Origin of the sequence: Photobacterium halotolerans DSM 18316 (genome assembly GCF_000425165.1) — a bacterium.
Lineage (GTDB): Bacteria > Pseudomonadota > Gammaproteobacteria > Enterobacterales > Vibrionaceae > Photobacterium > Photobacterium halotolerans.
In genome coordinates, this window is sequence record NZ_AULG01000016.1 from 17,721 (window position 1) to 34,492 (window position 16,772).

Below are 16,772 nucleotides of genomic sequence, written 5' to 3' on the forward strand. Positions count from 1 at the left end.
GAAAGTACGCTTGTCGGGGTTCACTCAGCCTGAAGGGTTTGCCCGCTTCGCCGGGCAAATAAAAAATGCCCGGACAGGCACTGCACTGTCCTTTAACCAACAATGGGGTAATTCCAGCTTGGACCTAACTATTTCCACTCCCCCAGGGAAAAATTCATGGACGAATTTTTAGGTTGTCGGCGCCGGGAGCGCCTACAACCGGCCCGGACAACGCCAACGAACAAACAGGCATTTCTGGGCACTCTTTGGGCCAACAAAGAGTGTCTGGCGCGCATCCGAAAATGCTGAGATTGCCACTAAACCCAAGCGCGACATACCCGCACAATTTCTGAAATCACCCAACCCATGGCAAAACAAAAAAGCCCGGACTCAATACCGAGTCCGGGCGATACGGGTGGTCAACCAACCCACCCTCCCCAAAAGAAATGTCGCTAGTTCGCGTACCTCAACCGCGCATCAGCCCAATCCGCATGATCATAGCCATCGCCATCACCCGCTGCGCCGACGATCAGTTTCAGCTCAGTGACATTGGACGGGATCGGCAGATTGACAGTGACCGGTCCCTGACTGCCGGTCAGCGTGACACTCTGATAGGCCAGACTGCCGTTCAGCCAGACTTCAAACACCACACTGCCGTTATTGCCGACTTCATCATCCACACCAATCACCGCCTGGAACTGGTCATACTCACCGGCCACCAGGGTATAAGTGACGGTTGAATCCGCATGCACACCAAGCCCTTTGCTGTAGACCGAACCGCCAATGGTGATCGGACTGCCGTCGTTGGCCAGCTCTTCGCCATTGCTGGTGTCTTTTTCCAGCGGGCCCCAGCCGTTGATTACCGTGCCGGTTTCGGTCATGTCACTGAGATAGCTGTACTGACTCTGCCCGGAAGACTGCAGCAGTTTGGCATCGCCCCAGCTCGCGTGGTCACTGCCGACGCCGTTACCGGCCCCCGTCACCACCAGTTTCAGCTCATAATTATCCGGGCTCAGGTTGATGGAGACATACTGGGCAGTGTCTGAACCGGTCAGCGTGCCGCTCTGATAACTCAGTACACCATCGACCCAGACTTCGAACACCACGCTGCCGCTGTCACCGACTTCATCATCAACACCGACGAAGGCGCGGAACTGGGTATAGTCACCGTTGCTGATGTCGTACACTACTTCAGATTCGGCATGCACACCCAGGCCTTTCTGATACTGGGTGCCGCCAATCGAGATGGTACCGCCGTCATCCGAAGCCGCCTCGCCATTGCTGGCGTCTTTTTCAAACGGCCCCCAGCCATTGCTGGATGACACTTCTGCCATGTCACTCAGGTACACCACTGTGGCTTCTGCCGGTGGCTCAGGCACTACGATCTCCGGCCCTTCGTACTCAATCTGCTCCAGATAAGCGACCAGCGCTGCCCGTTCGCTGGCACTGCTGACGCTGTGCTGGGAACCGGTTTGCAGCACATCATTGAGCGTCGCGGCCTGTCCGTTGTGGAAATACGGCGGTGTTGACCAGACGCCAATCAGGGTCGGCGTATCAAAACCGACGCCGCCAAGCGGATTACCACTTCCCTGACCGGATGAGGCCTGAATGGTGCCGACATCATGACGCTGATTATCGGTATAGAAGTCCCCACTGTGACAGCTGTCGCAGCCTTTTTGGGTGAACAGCGTCTTACCTGTCGATCCGGCCGCAGTCAGGCTGCCATCCTGATTGCGGTACGGACTGCGTGGATACGCATTCAGACTGCTGACGTAAAACGCCAGGTTGTCCAGATCAGCACTGTAACCGGCTTTATTGGCCCCTAACGGATCCGAGGTCAGCGCAAAGATGGCATCATCAAGAAAACCTACGCCCTGAAACGCCAGACGAATATCGTTTTCAAAATCATGAATCTCATCGAAGTTGGCTGTCCAGTGAACCCGGCCATTCCCCATGCCGACACGGCCGAGCAGAGAAATGGTATTTCGCAGCCCTTCACCGCGGTCGGTAAAGTCCCAGACACGGTTATCACTGTCACCATCAGTATGACAGCCGGCACACGAGATATAGCCATCACGGGTCATGCGTGCATCACTGGCGTTGTAGAAAATCTGTTTACCAGCCAGCACGCGCGGATGCATGGTTTCATTCGACACCAGCGAAATATCCGCCAGTTTGGCAATGGCTTCGCCCTGATTTTCAAACGGCGTTAAATCATGAACCGAGATGGTGCGCGACAGGAAGTTATGCACGAACAACAAGTTGCCGGCTTTCACCAAACCACGTGGAGCTTTACCTGAATCTGCAATTTCACTGGCCCGCTCACGGGTATAGGCATCACGTACCTCGACGCTGTTTTGCCCTTCCAGCGCAATGTAGACATAATCGCCCAGCTCGCTGAACACCAGCGCTTTGGGTTGTGCCCTGTCGTCCATGTCCATTTGCAGACTGGGGACTTCGGCCAGCGTATTGAGATTGATCTGCGAAGTAATGGCACGCAGGGTGGTTTCAAAGGTCAGCGCCTGGTTTGGATCCCCCTCATTGTATTCACCGCGATCCACATTGGCTTTGATCGCCGGGATCCATGCCGACTGGCCGTCCGGCGAGATAGTAACCGCATTGAGATAATTCGGGATCCCGCGGCTTCTGTCTTCGCCATCCACAGTGGTGGTGTCTTTCTGCAGATTGACCACTGAGTCCACTGACATCGAACCGATATGCACGGCCACGACTTCAGCGTGCGACTGAGGTGAGATAAAGCGTGTCACCAGTGCAGTGGCCGAATCACTGTCGACGGCGATGCCTCTGGCGCTCTGGCCTACGCTGACCGTACCGGTAATGGTACGGTTCGACGGATTGATTTTGACCACTTCACCGGTTGCCTGCAAAGTGACCAGCGCGGCACTGCCGTCCGGTGTAAACACCACACCATGCGGCTGGCTGGCGCGCGGCAGATCTATGGTATGCAGGACGCTGCCGGTGGCAGACAAGACTTTGATGTTGTCGCTGTCCTGATTCGCCACCCAGAGGTTGCCGTCAGGGGCAATCGCTAGGGTACGGGGTTTCTCGCCGACCTGGGTTTCCCACACCTTACCAAACGGCGAGACCTGGCTGATCGCTGTGACTGTGCCGTTATCCTCATTGACCGCGTACACCCGGTTGGCATCTTTCACTATGGTGCTGGCGGTCGTCGGCGTGTTCAGGGTCAACGGGTTGTACACGGTATGCTGCTGCGTTTTACTCGTGGTCAGTGAGCCCGATTCGCGCACGGTCACAATGGCATTCCAGTGATTTGGCGAGCTGTAAGTGTGACTGACCGAGCCATTGCCGGAAAATGCGGTTGGCGGCGTGCCGTCACCAAAGTCCCAGGAATACTCCAGGTTGCCGCCCAGCAAAGGAGAAGCCGAGGCTGAGAAGGAAATGGGCGTACCCAGCGTTACCTGAGCCGTGCTGCCAAGTGTAATATCGTGACCAACGGCAGACCCGGTGGAGAAACGGTAGCTGGTCGCTGGCAGCGGGTTACCGGCAAAGTCTTCAATACCATCTACTTCAACCACATAAATGCTGTCGGCATCTAACTGGCTATCCGGTGTGAAGTTGGCAAACCCTAAATTCACACTGTAAGTCCCGCTGACCGGGGTACTGCTGCCCAGCTTGGTCACGGTAAAGGTATTGCTGTTGACCGACTCCATCAGCAGGCTGTCGGAAAAGACAATCCCGACCCGTGAAGAGCGGGGCTGGAGAATTGAATCGGCTTCCGGGCTGCTGTGGACAATCGCCGGAGGCGTATTGTCGGGCCCGGCCTGATGGGCAATTAAACCGCTGCCGGTGCCGTGGTCATTGCCGACCCAGACCATATTGCCGAACGGAAACACCTGACCATGATCGGTATCGCCGCCGGCCGCATTGAGCGAGCCGCTGCCTGATAGCTGTATATTGCTGATATTGCTGATATCCAAGACCGAGATATCGTCCTGGTTACCGAGAAACAGCTTATTATCCTGCACGTTACAGTACAGATTCTGGAACCCGGACAACTGATCGTGCACCAGTGTCATGGGGGTAGCAGAGGTATCGTAAATTCTCAGCTTGTCCGCGGTAGAGCGGGCGCCGAAGAAAGCATATTTACCGTCCCAGCACGAGGCATAATATTTCTCCGGCAGGGAGCTGAGGGTTTTCTCCAGTGTCGGGGTTTCCGGATCATCCAGGTTCAGAATAGAAAAACCGGCAGTGGTTTCCATGCTCGACAGGAACATCTTGTTGCCCACCACAAAGACCGGACCGACGTTGAAACCGCCCAGCTGCGAGGTAGGAATGGTTTTCACTATCGAAGGGTTACTGACGTTGCTGGTATCCACTATGGTTAAGCCGGCATTACCACGGGCCACATACAGATAAGGTGCCTGCCAGAACAGCTGCCAGGACACGTTATTGTAGTCACCAAAATTGACGCCCGAAATGGGCAGTTTAGAGACCTGAATCGGATTATTGACATCAGACCAATCCCAGATTTCAATCCCTTTCCCGGTCTGGATGGCTATCAGATTGTCTTCACTCAGACCAAAAGAATGCGGCTCGCGAAACTCCGCGGTACGCAGTCCGTTGCCGGTACGGTACTGATTACTGGTATCGGGCTCATAGACCATCTTGACCAAAGACAGGTTGGTCGGGTCTGAGGCGTCCAGCGCAATCCAGCCACCGGGGCCGCCGCCGCTGTCAGGGGCGAAAATACCGACCATGTAACCATTGAGCATGGTCATGACATTCACGCCATAGTGTTTGCTGCCGGGGTAATCCGGCGGCAGAAATCCGGTGGTGTCATCCACCAGCGGATAAGACACATGGGTGTAAGCTTCGCCTGAACTGTAGTTAAGGTTTCCCAGCCCGGGGCCCTGTGCCGCCGTGACTGACGCACTGAGTCCGAGCGAGGCAAGCAGTCCCAGCACAGGTCGTATGCCGGGGTAGCGGTTAAATCGCTTCCGTATTGCAGCCATGAATGATCTCCATGAATTATTGTATCACTAGCGCAGAATTGAACTGCCTGGGGTCTGCCACTGCACGCCCCTCAACCTCGGTTAGTGAGTAGGGTTGATTTATCGTGATTACTGCAAAACTTCGCCAACTGAGTCGCGGCTGAAAGCCGCTGATAATTCAGGCGGCTTCCTGCATGGGGAAGCCGCTCTTTTTAGGTCTGATTCAGTGTTACTTCATGGTCGGCATAACAAAGTCAGCCTGTTGCTGCTGGTTTTTCGGCCAGCGGGTGGTAATGGTTTTCATGCGGGTGAAGAAACGCACCCCATCGCTGCCGTGCATGTGCAGCGGTCCGAACAGAGACCGTTTCCAGCCGCCGAAGGAATGGAACGCCATAGGCACAGGAATCGGCACGTTCACCCCGACCATCCCCACTTCCACTTTGTCGCTGAACCGGCGTGCCGCTTCACCGTCGGCAGTGAAAATCGCCGTACCGTTACCGAACTCATGCTCATTGATCAGCGTCAGGGCTTCCTCCAGCGACTGGGCGCGCAGCATTGACAGGACAGGGCCGAAGATTTCTTCGCGGTAAATGGTCATCTCAGGGGTGACATGATCAAACAAGGTGCCACCGATGTAATAGCCGTTTTCAAAACCGGGCACCTGATAATCACGGCCATCCACCAGCAAAGTGGCGCCTTCTGCTTCGCCTTGGTCGATATAACGGCTGACGCGTTTCATGTGATCGTCGGTGATCAGCGGCCCCATTTCGTTCTCAACCGACTGGCCATAGCCCGGCCCGACCCGTAACTCACGAATCCGGGCGGTGAGTTTTTCTGCCAGCTTATCGGCCACTTCGTCACCAATGGCCACCGCGACAGAAATCGCCATGCAGCGTTCTCCGGCCGCGCCAAAGGCGGCGCCCATCAGTGCATTGACCGTCTGATCCAAATCCGCATCCGGCATCACCACCAGATGGTTTTTCGCACCGCCCAGTGCCTGCACCCGCTTGCCGTGTGCCGAGCCCTGCGCATAGATGTATTCCGCAATCGGTGTCGAGCCGACAAAGCTGACCGCTTTGACTCTGGGATCACTCAGCAGCACATCCACCGACTCCTTATCGCCCTGCACGACATTAAACACCCCTGGCGGCAGTCCGGCCTGAGTCAGCAATTCTGCCAGTCTCAGCGCCGCGGACGGGTTTTTCTCTGACGGTTTCAGCACAAAGGTATTGCCGGTGGCGAGGGCGATCGGAAACATCCACATGGGCACCATGACCGGGAAATTAAACGGAGTGATCCCCGCACACACGCCCAAAGGCATCAGCATGGAATGCGAGTCCACATCTGTGCCCACATTGCGGCTGTGTTCGCCTTTTTGCAGATGCGGAATGCCGCAGGCAAATTCGACCACTTCCAGCCCGCGGGTCAGTTCGCCTAACGCATCACTGTGTACTTTTCCGTGCTCGCGGCTGATCAGCGTCGCCAGCTCATCCATGTTCTGTTCCAGCAAGGCTTTGAAGCGAAACAGAATGCGCGAGCGATTAAGCGGTGTCATTTGCGCCCAGGCCGGCCATGCTGCTTCTGCGCTGGCAATCGCCTGCTCGGTATCCGCCACGCTGGACAGGCCAACCTGATCGATCACTTTGCCGGTGGCCGGATCCGTCACCGGCAGATTGCGATCTGAGGTCACTGGCACTAATTCACTGTTGATGTAATTTCCAATCATCATTAACTCCATACCTTTTTATACAGTTCAATCACTTCATTCTTGCTCGGAATACGCGGATTATTATTCGGTGAACCCGATGCCAGCGCCTGCTCCGCCATGATGTCCAGCAGCTCATGATACTGGTGCCGGTCAATCCCGAAATCCGACATGGCCGGCACCTGCAGATCGACGTTGAGCTGGGTCAGCTCAGACATCAGACGCTGCACGGCTTCTTCATCACTGACGATGTCATCAGCCAGCCCCATCGCGCGGGCGCAGTCGGCATAACGCGTCAGACTGGCCGGAATGGAAAACTCGGTAATCGCGGGCAATAACATGGCATTGCTCATGCCATGCGGGACATGGAAATGGGCGCCAATCGGACGGCTCATGCCGTGCACCAGTGCGACAGACGCGTTGGAGAAAGCGATACCGGCCAGTGTGGCTCCCAGCATCAGCTTCTCTTTCGCCTCATGATTGCCAGGGGTATTCACCGCTTCGCGAAGGTTCGGCGCAATCAGACGCATGGCGGACAGCGCCTGCTGATCGGAAAACACCCCGGCTTTGGCACTGACATAAGCTTCAATCGCGTGTGTCAGGGCATCAATCCCGGTATCGGCAGCAATACGGGCCGGCACCGACAGGGTCAGCTCATAGTCGATGATCGCCGCCTGGGGGATCAGTCCCGGCCCCATACACAGCATTTTTTCGTCTGTGTCCTGATCGGTGATGATAGTGACCCGGGTGACTTCCGATCCCGTGCCTGCCGTGGTCGGAATCGCAATCACGGGCAAGATGGCTTCTGTCACCACATGGGGTACTTTGTAATCACGCATCTGACCGCCGTGCTGTGCCAGCAGACCAATGGCTTTTGCGCTGTCGATGGCGCTCCCGCCGCCCAGCGCAATCAGGCAGTCAAACTGTCCTGTCACCACCTGATCAACCGCCGGCAGGATAGAGGCCTCAGTCGGCTCCGGCTCGGTATCCAGAAAGACACCGCACTCCAGCCCCGCCGCCGCCAGCGCGATTTCCACCCGGCGGACATAACCCAGCTCAGACATCACTCTGTCGCTGATAATCAATGGCTGACGGCAAGACAGCAATTTCAGTATGTCTGCCACTTTATCCAGCGCGCCAGCCCCGATTTCCATCAGGCCGGGCATTACAATTCGTTGTGTCATCCCTTTCGTCCTTTCAACCTTGTTATCATCTTAATAATATAGAGCACATGTGGATAAAAATGAGACAAAAAATATCAAAATAAATCAATTTTGAGAGACTGAGCAAAATCGTTAAACATCAGGATCAGCAAAGCCGTTCCGGTAGCACAGCCACCGAAACGGAGCAGTTAACTGTTTGATATTAAATGGGGTATCAAAGACTCATGACATCAGCCCTTTCAAGGCGTTCGACACCGCCAGGTAACGCTGGTAGCGCTGATGAAGAATGGCTTGCTGCTGAGGCCTGGGCGTAAGAGGCGTATTGAGTTTGGCCATCGCGGCGACTGCCTGCTGCAGAGCCGGAAAACAGCCTGCACCGGTTGCGGCAGCCATCGCCGCCCCTCTGGCACCGGCTTCGGTGCAGTCGGAGGTCTGAATCGCGACATCCAGCACATCCGCAAACAGCTGGCTCCAGACCGGACTTTTGGCGGCCCCGCCGCTGAGAACCGCAGTGTCGATATGCTGACCCGCCAGCCTGAGCTGGCCGACATGTTCTAAGTGACCAAAGACAATGCCTTCATAAACGGCATAGAGTAAGTCCGATTTTTTATGCCATCCGGCCAGCCCGGAAAAATTCCCCTGCACCGGCTGATTGTCACAGCCGCCGTAGAGATAAGGGTGAAACAGCGGCAGATCGTCACTGATCACGGTGTCAGCCACCATGGCATTGAGTTGCTGAAAAAGATCGACATTGTGGGTTTTGGCTTGCTGTTTTTCTTGTTTAAAAAATTCGCAGATGAACCATTCGAGGTTCGAGGCCGAGGTCGCACTCGACTCCACCGCCAGATAACGCTGGCCGGGAAAATGGCAGGCCATAAAGACATCCCTGCCCGGCAAGGTGTCCGTCACCACCTGGTTAATGCTCCAGGAACCGGCAATCACAGAGGCGGCCTGACTTTGCCAGACCCCTGAGCCGATAGCGCAGGCCACGATATCAAAACAGCCACTGACCACAGGCGTGCCTTCGTTCAGTCCGGTTAACGCCGCCGCTTCCCTGCTCACCCGGCCCATGACATCCTGACATTCCCTGATGTCGGGAATCGCCTGCTGCATCTCTGGAATTGCTAATGCAGTAAGCAAAGCGGCCGATGCTTCACCTGCTGAAAAGTCGTATAAACCCGACGCACTGAGATCGCCGTACTCGGTCGATATCTCGCCGGTCAGACAAAAATTCAGGTAATCCTTACAGAACAGGACGCTGCCGATGCTCTGGTATGTCTCCGGGTGGTACTGTCTGAGCCAGCAAAGCAGAGTGGCCGATTGCGCCGGCCAGACACCCTGACGATTCAGCTCCTGAATCAACTCATAGTCGGGCTGATTTTTTATCGTCTGCACCAGATCACTGGCGCGGCAGTCGAGCGATTTGATCGCCAGTAAAGGCATGGTGTCGTGATCCAGCAGGTACAGGCCGTTGCCGTGACCACTGCACCCGACGGCCACCACCTGCCCGGACTGCACCGCCCACTCTTCCAGCAGGCGGCGTATCAGGGTTGCGCACTGCGTCCAGAGCGCTGCCATATCGCACTGAGCAAAACCCGGTGCAGGAAAATGCGTCGCCACTTTGTCGCCCAGCGCACCGATTTCGCGGCCCTGTAAATCAAAGAGCGCCACTTTTATTCCCGTGTTTCCGCAGTCTATACCCAGTACGTATGGTGTCATTGCTTGCTTCCTTTTCTTGCTGACAGTGAAAAATTACTGCTGATAAATGGCCAGTGCATCCGACACGCTGGCGTTGTTGTGGATCATCGCCATGAAGGCCTGCACGATACGGCTCGGGTTGGGGTGCTGGTAAATATTCCGGCCATACACCATGCCCAATGCGCCCTGATCCAGCAGTTGACGCGCCTTGCTGAAGACCACTTCGACATCTTCTTTACCGCCGCCACGGACCAGCACAGGACAACGCGCCGCTTCGACCACGCGGTGGAATTCCGACGCATCAGCCGTTGGATCAGCTTTGATGATGTCTGCGCCCATTTCGCGGGCCAGACGCACCAGGGTCACTATCTTTTCCGCATCACCGTCTACCGCATAGGCTTTTCCGGAACTGGCCGGCTGCATCACCAGCGGTTCAATCATCAGCGGCATACCGTATTTGTCGCAGTCGTTTTTCACTTTGCTGATATTGACCACACACTGACGGAACAGATCCGGCTCATCGGGCAGCATAAACAGGTTGACCACTACGCAAGCTGCGTCCATCTGCAGCGCCTGCAGTACCGGCTCCTGATCATTTTGCATCACAGCCCACATATGGCGGTGGCGAATGGTGTTGTACGGATTGCCCATATCCAGCCGCATCACCAGAGCCGGTTTGTCTTTGCCGTCAACGTTTTGCAGCAGGTCGCTCTGACCATAGTTCATCTGAATCGCATCGGGTCTGGCTTCCACCAGCTGGCTGACGACCGAGTCCATGTTTTCCAGGCCATCGAGAAAAGACGGCTCGTTACACACACCGTGATCCAGTGCCACGTCCAGACAACGGCCGTTGTTAAACAGCCGGTTCATCCTTACTTTCTTACTGATATACATAGTTTCCTCCTGAAAAAGATGTGGTCCAGATTTGCTCAACCTGTTCAGTGCTGACGGCCAGACCATGATGTAGCTGTAACTGACGACAACTTTCTGCCAGATCCTGTTTTGTTTGCTGTTCGTTCCAGCCCAGCGTCGCGGCCACCAGCTCAGTGACTTCAGCCAGTACCTGATTGTTTATCTGTCCTGCAATTGCCATCGAAGTGCGGCGCTGCAGCAGATCCAGCGTGCGGCACACCGCCTCGTGTTCAGTCAGGTACATCAGCTCGCGCCTTGTGTACGCCGGCAGGCTGGTCAGCACCGTATCCTCACCGGCGGCCAGGTAGGCCATCACCGTCAGGCACTGAGTGCCGTAACGTTGCAGCAACACCTCTGCTCTGGCTTCACTCAGGCCGTATTGGGCATGAGCCGCTTTGGTAAAAGCTTTGCGTTCGATATCTGTCCCAGGGAAATCCCTGCCGCCGCCGATGGACCGGTCGGTTGTAGAAACCCGGCGGGGGAGCGCCATGTCCGATAAAATCTGATCGGCCACTTCTTCCCCGAAGGCGCGAAATGTCGTCCATTTGCCGCCGATCAGAGAATACAGACGCACCTGACCGTCTTCCGTCCTGTCCACCCGCAGTGCATGACTGCGCGGGATCTGCCCTGTGGTCGAGGTTTTCACCGACGGCAACGGGCGTACGCCGCTGAACTGATACACTATGTCTTCCCGCTCAATCACCAGTGCCGGAAACACGGCTTTCAGTGAGTCGAGCATGTAGTCAATTTCATCATCGGTACAGGTCACGGCATCCAGATCTGCCACCGGAATGTCTGTCGAGCCGATCAGTACGTTGCCGTAGTAGGGAAACAGAATGCACACCCGCCCTTCCGGGTTCTCGTAAAACACCATGTGCCCGTCCAGCTCGGCCAGTAACTCAGGGTGGCGGACAATAATGTGCGAGCCTTTGGTGCCCTGCAGATAGCCCGAGGCCAGTCCCAGACGATCATTGGTCTGATCAACCCAGGCCCCGGTGGCGTTGACCAGTTTGTCTGCGCTGATCGTGCTGGTCTCCCCTGTTAAGGTGTCACGCAGGGTAAAACGCTGACCATCACGGCCCAGCAGCTCGGTATAGTTACAGGCCAGGCTGTCGCTTTGCTCGCCCGTGTCGCTCAGCACCTCCATTGCCAGACGCTCAGGGGCACTGATCCAGGCATCGTAGTAATCGGCGCTGCAGGCCACAGCGGGATCGAACTGTGGCCAGCGCGCTGCCGTTTCAGACTGCGAAAAGAAACGGTGTTTGGGCAGGCGCTGATCACGCCGGGTGAAAAAGTCGTAGAACCACAGCCCCAGTTTAATCACCAGCGCCCCGCGGCGACTGGGTTTGTCCATCAGTCCGGTGAAGTTAAACAGCGCATAAAACAGCCCGGACCAGCGAGAAAAGATCGGAATCGTAGTAACCAGCGGCTGCACATAATGCGGCGCATTGGCCAGCAAACGGTTCCGCTCTGCCAGCGATTCCCTGACCAGGGCAAACTCACCGTTTTCCAGATACCGCAGGCCACCGTGAATCATCCGTGACAGCGCGGCGCTGGCTTTACTGCAGAAATCTTCTTTCTCCACCAGCAAGACTTTCACCCCCTGCAAAGACAACTCCCGGTACACACTGATACCGTTGATGCCGCCACCGACTATCAGCACATCGAAATGTGCATCCCGGGGTAATCGTTCCCGCCTTTGTTTTCCATCGCCTGCCATACTGCTCCCCTTATCGATTCTTATTGTGGGTGGGAATCACCTCAGTCAGTCTGCAACTGGCTGAGCGACTGGGCCACCAGCGTGCTGATGGTATCCACATCCGTCGCGGCCAGATTCACCTCTCCGGCCCGCGCATTCTCAGCCGCCTGGCTTGGATTGCGGGCACCGCACAAGGCATAGGTAATGCCCGGCTGCGACAAGGTCCAGGCAATCACCAGCTGGGCGACCGAGATGCCGTAGTCTTTAGCCAGCGGCGTGACCGACTGGCAGAACTGCTGCACTATCTGGCGGTTGGGCTGGGAAAACAAAGGATTCGACAACCGCTGATCATCGCCGTCAAACGTGCGGTCGGCGGAGATTTTTCCGCTCAGCAGCCCCAGTGCCAGCGAGGAATAACTCAGGCAGGACACACCGGTGGCGCGGGTATGCGGCAACAGGCTCTGCTCAAGCTCACGTTCTATCATGTTGTACTTTTCCTGCACCGCATCGACAGTGCCGAAGCGCTGATACTGCTTCAGATCGTCCAGGCTGATATTGCTAACGCCAATTGCGCGGATCTTGCCCTGCTGTTTCAGATCCATCAGGGTCGCCATGGTTTCTTCAATCGGTGTGGTCGGGTCCTGCCAGTGGGTGATGTAGAGATCGATATAATCCGTGCCCAGGCGGCGCAGACTTTGCTCCAGTTCATACTGAATGGCATCGCGGCCAAGATATCGGTGCACCGGCTTGCCTTCTTCATCGAAGAAATGGTTGCCTTGCTGGGTGTGCCAGACCAGGCCGCATTTGGTGGCCAGTACCACTTTATCGCGCTGGCCCTTGATGGCTTTGCCGACCAGCTCTTCCGAGCGGCCCAGTCCGTATGCCGGGGCGGTGTCAATCAGCGAGACACCGCAAGTGATCGATTCCTGAATAGCGGCAACGGCATCCTTTTCATTGGTGCCGCCCCACATCCAGCCACCCATGGCCCAGGTGCCCAGGCCAATCACGGAGGCATCAATACCTGAAAAACCTAGCTGTCTTTTGTTCATGGTCATCCCTCTCAAGTTAACAATTCTTCTGTGTTTCAATATGCATCGAGCACACCCTGGGCGGTCGATTCATCGGTGATCAAGGTGTTGAGAAAACCGCCGCGCAGCGCAGCCGCAATCGGCATCACTTTTTCAGCCCCGGCTGCAACGCCGATACTGACCGGGATCTGGCGCATTTCCGCCAGTGACAGGCCAACCAGCTTGTCGTTCAGCGCCGGAATGCAGGCCGAGCCGGACTGGTCATACAGATGCGCAAAGACTTCCCCTTTGCACTGGCTCTCTGCCACCAGGGCTTTTTCGCCGTTGATCCAGTGACGCAGGTCGAAATAGCTTTCATCGCCTTTCGCCACCGCGCCGATACCTGCCAGTGCGATGTCGGCGTGCCGGGCCATATCCAGCACTTCCTTGGTGGCCCGCATGTTGATCAGCATGTCACGGTCCGACTGCGTATCTGCAAACAAGGGCGCATGCAGCTGCATCGAACGGCCCCCCAGCTTTTCTGCCAGTGCCGAGGCCAGATAGTTCACATCGGTAAAATGCGTGCCCTGCACCCCGCCGGTGGCCGGTACCACAGTCACGTTCATGCCTTTGACCGGCTTCATCACTTCCACAATAGTTGCCAGTGCCTTGCCGCCACTGATGCAGATGACATCATTCTTACGCAGGGTGTCCTGCAGAAATTCCGCCGCCACTTCCGCAATCTGCGTAAACCCAACGACAGGATCATCGGCATAAGACGGACAAAGTACCGCTTTAGGCAGACCCGTACGTGCCATCAGCTGTTTTTCCAGCTCCATGACCCCCATGTGCGGAATATTGAGGATAATTTCGACCAGCCCCTCTTCCCGCGCCTGGCGGATAATGCGGTTCACCTTGGCCGGCGACAGATCCAGGCTTTTCGAGATCTCCGCCTGGCTGCGATTCTCCTTGTAATGCGAGAACAGCACCTTGCTCACCAGGCGGGAGACATCCAGGCTTTTCGTTGTGGTTTGCATAGGTTCAGCCCTCTCAGGATTTGGCTTTCGACTTCTGGTGCAAATGGTGGTCCGCCGCCACAGCCGCCAGCAGGATCAGTCCTTTAATGAACTCCTGCCAGTACACAGACACATCGAGCAGAATCAGTGAACTGGACACCACACTCAGCAGCGCTATCCCCAGAATGGCCCCGAAGATGGTGCCTTCGCCGCCTTTGAGGCTCGCGCCGCCGATCACCGCTGCAGCGATGATGTTGAGTTCCAGCCCGACCCCGAAGTTGGGCGTTGCCGCACCGAATTTCGACATATAGATGATCCCGGCCAGACCGCAGAGCGCGGAGGACAGCACAGTGACGTACAGCTTCACCTTGTTGGTATTGACGCCCGAGTACTGCGCGGCTTTCTCGTTACTGCCGGTGTAGAAAATCTTGCGGAACGCTTTGGCATTACGCAGCAGGAAGTCGCTGATAATGATCACCACAAAGAAAATGATGATAGAGAACGGCACCCCGAACAGGGTTCCCTGACCGACAAACTTAAATTCAGGCGGCAGAGTGAACAGCGAAATGGGTGTGCCCTGGGTGATGATCATGCTGGCCCCCCGCGCCAGCCCCATAAAGGCCAGGGTGACAATAAAGTGGTGCAGGCCCAGCCGCGTGACGCACAGCCCCATCAGCCAGCCGATGAAACCACTGAAGCCAATCGAGGCCAGGCTGGCCAGCCAGGGGTTCATGCCCAGCATGAAGAGCTTGGCGGCGAACACCATGGCCAGACACATCACCGCGCCGACCGACAGGTCAATCCCGCCGACAATCAACAGCATGGTCATGCCAACCACCACAATGCCTTCGGTGGAAAACGACAGCAGCATGGCTTTCATATTGGCCCAGGTCAGGAAATACGGTGAGGCAAAGCTCATGCCGATAAACATCGCCACTATGATGAGGATCAGCGTGAATTCCCGCATCTGACTGACGCGCACCAGCGCATCACGGAAGGAGCGTTTTTTACCGGTAACCGAAGTGCCGGGTGTAGATACATGTTCAATAGTCATTATTATGTTCTCCTGCATTACGCCTGTACGGCTGCCTGCGTCAGTTCCGCGGAACCGGACGCAAGGTGCATGATATTCTGCTCAGTAATATGATCCCCGGTCAGCAGCCCCATCTGACGCGACTCGCGCATCACCATGACCCTGTCACTCAGGCCGATGACTTCCGGTAATTCCGAAGAGATGACAATGATGCCGACACCTGTGTTTGCCAGATCGCGGATCAGTTTGTGAATTTCAGATTTTGCCCCTACGTCGATGCCCCGGGTCGGCTCATCAAGAATGATGAGCTTAGGGTTCACCGACAGGATTTTGGCCAGAGCGACTTTCTGCTGGTTACCCCCGCTGAGCGACGACACCTTATGATGCAGGCTGCCGCTTTTCAGGTTCAGTCTGTCGGTCAGGGTCTGGGTTTGATCAAATTCCTTGTCTTTGCTGATCAGACCGTGCTCAGACACCAGTTCCAGCTTGAGCGCAGAGACATTAACGGCAATGGATAAATCCAGAAATAACCCTTCTTCTTTACGGTCTTCCGAGAGATAGACAATGCCTTTGTCTATCGCATCGCGATAACAGTTAATGGTGATCGGCTGGCCGTTGAATCTCAGCTGGCCGCGCTGTTTGGTGTGCAGGCCGCACAGGCCCTTCACCATTTCAGAGCGCCCGGCGCCAATCAGACCGGCGACGCCAAAGATTTCACCCTGATACACCTTAAAATCAATGTCGTTAAATCTCTGCCCGTCTGACAGGCCTTCAACGTCGAGGATCACCGGATTATTCTCGACCTGACCCTGGCATTTCGGCGGATACAGGTTGGCAATTTCACGCCCGACCAGGCTCTGAACAATCGCCTGTGGTGTGGTGTCCTCTATCCGTTTGGTATGTATGTAATGACCGTCACGGAATACGCTGACCCGGTCGCACTGCTCAAAAATCTCCGCCATGCGGTGACTGATATAAATGATGCTGATCCCCCGTGCTTTCAGTGTCTGCATAATGGCAAAGAGGATGTCGGTTTCCTGATCCGTCAGCGCTGCGGTCGGCTCATCCAGGATCAGAATTTTGCAGTCCAGCACCAGGGCTTTGGCAATTTCCACCAGTTGCTGATTAGAGATAGTCAGATCAGACACTTTCTGCCGCGGGTCGATATCGGCCAGCTGACTGACCACCTCATAAGCTTCGCGATACAGGGTTTTGTAATCCACCAGCCAGCCAGCCGAGCTGTTGATTTTCGCCATCATGATGTTTTCAGCCACTGACACATCTGAGCAGAGCGCGATTTCCTGATGGACAAATCCGATGCCCAGCTTCTGTGCTTCTAACGGACTGCTGACCACCACTTTTTCGCCATTGATAAACATTTCCCCGCTGTCAGGCTGGTGTATGCCGTCGATGATTTTCATCAGCGTAGACTTGCCGGCCCCGTTTTCACCGGCAATGGCATGCACTTCACCGGGCAGCAAATCGAAGCGGATATTATTCAGCGCGGTTGTCGAACCAAACGTTTTGGTCACATTTCGGATCTCAAGCACTGGCGTTGTGTTGGACGTTTCCACCGTCTCTCCTCCA

10 protein-coding genes are annotated in these 16,772 nt (G+C 55.9%); all 10 read right to left on the reverse strand.

Features of this window, described 5'->3' with window-relative positions; genetic code table 11:
- Window positions 1-431: 431 nt before the first annotated feature.
- Window positions 432-4,973, reverse strand: coding sequence for an NPCBM/NEW2 domain-containing protein (locus H511_RS0104145; RefSeq protein WP_027251173.1), 4,542 nt, complete (start codon window positions 4,971-4,973; stop codon window positions 432-434).
- A gap of 208 nt (window positions 4,974-5,181) precedes the next feature.
- A complete protein-coding gene (locus H511_RS0104150; RefSeq protein WP_027251174.1) occupies window positions 5,182-6,678 on the reverse strand; it encodes a CoA-acylating methylmalonate-semialdehyde dehydrogenase in 1,497 nt (498 codons plus the stop codon).
- Window positions 6,679-6,680: 2 nt separating this feature from the next.
- On the reverse strand, window positions 6,681-7,841 hold the full coding sequence (locus tag H511_RS0104155) for an iron-containing alcohol dehydrogenase (RefSeq protein WP_027251175.1): 1,161 nt from the start codon (window positions 7,839-7,841) through the stop codon (window positions 6,681-6,683).
- 201 nt (window positions 7,842-8,042) lie between these two features.
- Complete coding sequence (locus H511_RS0104160) at window positions 8,043-9,539, reverse strand: FGGY-family carbohydrate kinase (protein ID WP_027251176.1); 1,497 nt, start codon at window positions 9,537-9,539, stop codon at window positions 8,043-8,045.
- Between the two features lie 33 nt (window positions 9,540-9,572).
- Window positions 9,573-10,412: a class I fructose-bisphosphate aldolase gene (locus tag H511_RS0104165; protein ID WP_027251177.1), complete on the reverse strand. Its 840-nt coding sequence runs from the start codon at window positions 10,410-10,412 to the stop codon at window positions 9,573-9,575.
- Complete coding sequence (locus tag H511_RS22510; protein WP_051287830.1) at window positions 10,399-12,150, reverse strand: glycerol-3-phosphate dehydrogenase/oxidase; 1,752 nt, start codon at window positions 12,148-12,150, stop codon at window positions 10,399-10,401. Before H511_RS22510 ends, H511_RS0104165 begins: the two co-directional genes overlap by 14 nt.
- 41 nt (window positions 12,151-12,191) lie before the next feature.
- The gene (locus H511_RS0104175) at window positions 12,192-13,178 is read right to left on the reverse strand and encodes an aldo/keto reductase (protein ID WP_027251178.1); all 987 of its coding nucleotides are present in this window, start codon (window positions 13,176-13,178) and stop codon (window positions 12,192-12,194) included.
- A gap of 35 nt (window positions 13,179-13,213) precedes the next feature.
- Complete coding sequence (locus H511_RS0104180) at window positions 13,214-14,173, reverse strand: sugar-binding transcriptional regulator (protein ID WP_027251179.1); 960 nt, start codon at window positions 14,171-14,173, stop codon at window positions 13,214-13,216.
- Window positions 14,174-14,186: 13 nt separating this feature from the next.
- Window positions 14,187-15,206, reverse strand: a complete 1,020-nt coding sequence (locus H511_RS0104185) for an ABC transporter permease (RefSeq protein ID WP_027251180.1) — start codon at window positions 15,204-15,206, stop codon at window positions 14,187-14,189.
- Window positions 15,207-15,223: 17 nt separating this feature from the next.
- A complete protein-coding gene (locus tag H511_RS0104190) occupies window positions 15,224-16,759 on the reverse strand; it encodes a sugar ABC transporter ATP-binding protein (RefSeq protein WP_027251181.1) in 1,536 nt (511 codons plus the stop codon).
- Window positions 16,760-16,772 lie beyond the last annotated feature (13 nt).

What these genes read in the sequence shown, in the direction of transcription:
- H511_RS0104145 (WP_027251173.1), bottom strand. Translation starts at nt 4,973, where the DNA reads ATGGCTGCAATACGGAAGCGATTTAACCGCTACCCCGGCATACGACCT.
- H511_RS0104150 (WP_027251174.1), bottom strand. Translation starts at nt 6,678, where the DNA reads ATGATTGGAAATTACATCAACAGTGAATTAGTGCCAGTGACCTCAGAT.
- H511_RS0104155 (WP_027251175.1), bottom strand. Translation starts at nt 7,841, where the DNA reads ATGACACAACGAATTGTAATGCCCGGCCTGATGGAAATCGGGGCTGGC.
- H511_RS0104160 (WP_027251176.1), bottom strand. Translation starts at nt 9,539, where the DNA reads ATGACACCATACGTACTGGGTATAGACTGCGGAAACACGGGAATAAAA.
- H511_RS0104165 (WP_027251177.1), bottom strand. Translation starts at nt 10,412, where the DNA reads ATGTATATCAGTAAGAAAGTAAGGATGAACCGGCTGTTTAACAACGGC.
- H511_RS22510 (WP_051287830.1), bottom strand. Translation starts at nt 12,150, where the DNA reads ATGGCAGGCGATGGAAAACAAAGGCGGGAACGATTACCCCGGGATGCA.
- H511_RS0104175 (WP_027251178.1), bottom strand. Translation starts at nt 13,178, where the DNA reads ATGAACAAAAGACAGCTAGGTTTTTCAGGTATTGATGCCTCCGTGATT.
- H511_RS0104180 (WP_027251179.1), bottom strand. Translation starts at nt 14,173, where the DNA reads ATGCAAACCACAACGAAAAGCCTGGATGTCTCCCGCCTGGTGAGCAAG.
- H511_RS0104185 (WP_027251180.1), bottom strand. Translation starts at nt 15,206, where the DNA reads ATGACTATTGAACATGTATCTACACCCGGCACTTCGGTTACCGGTAAA.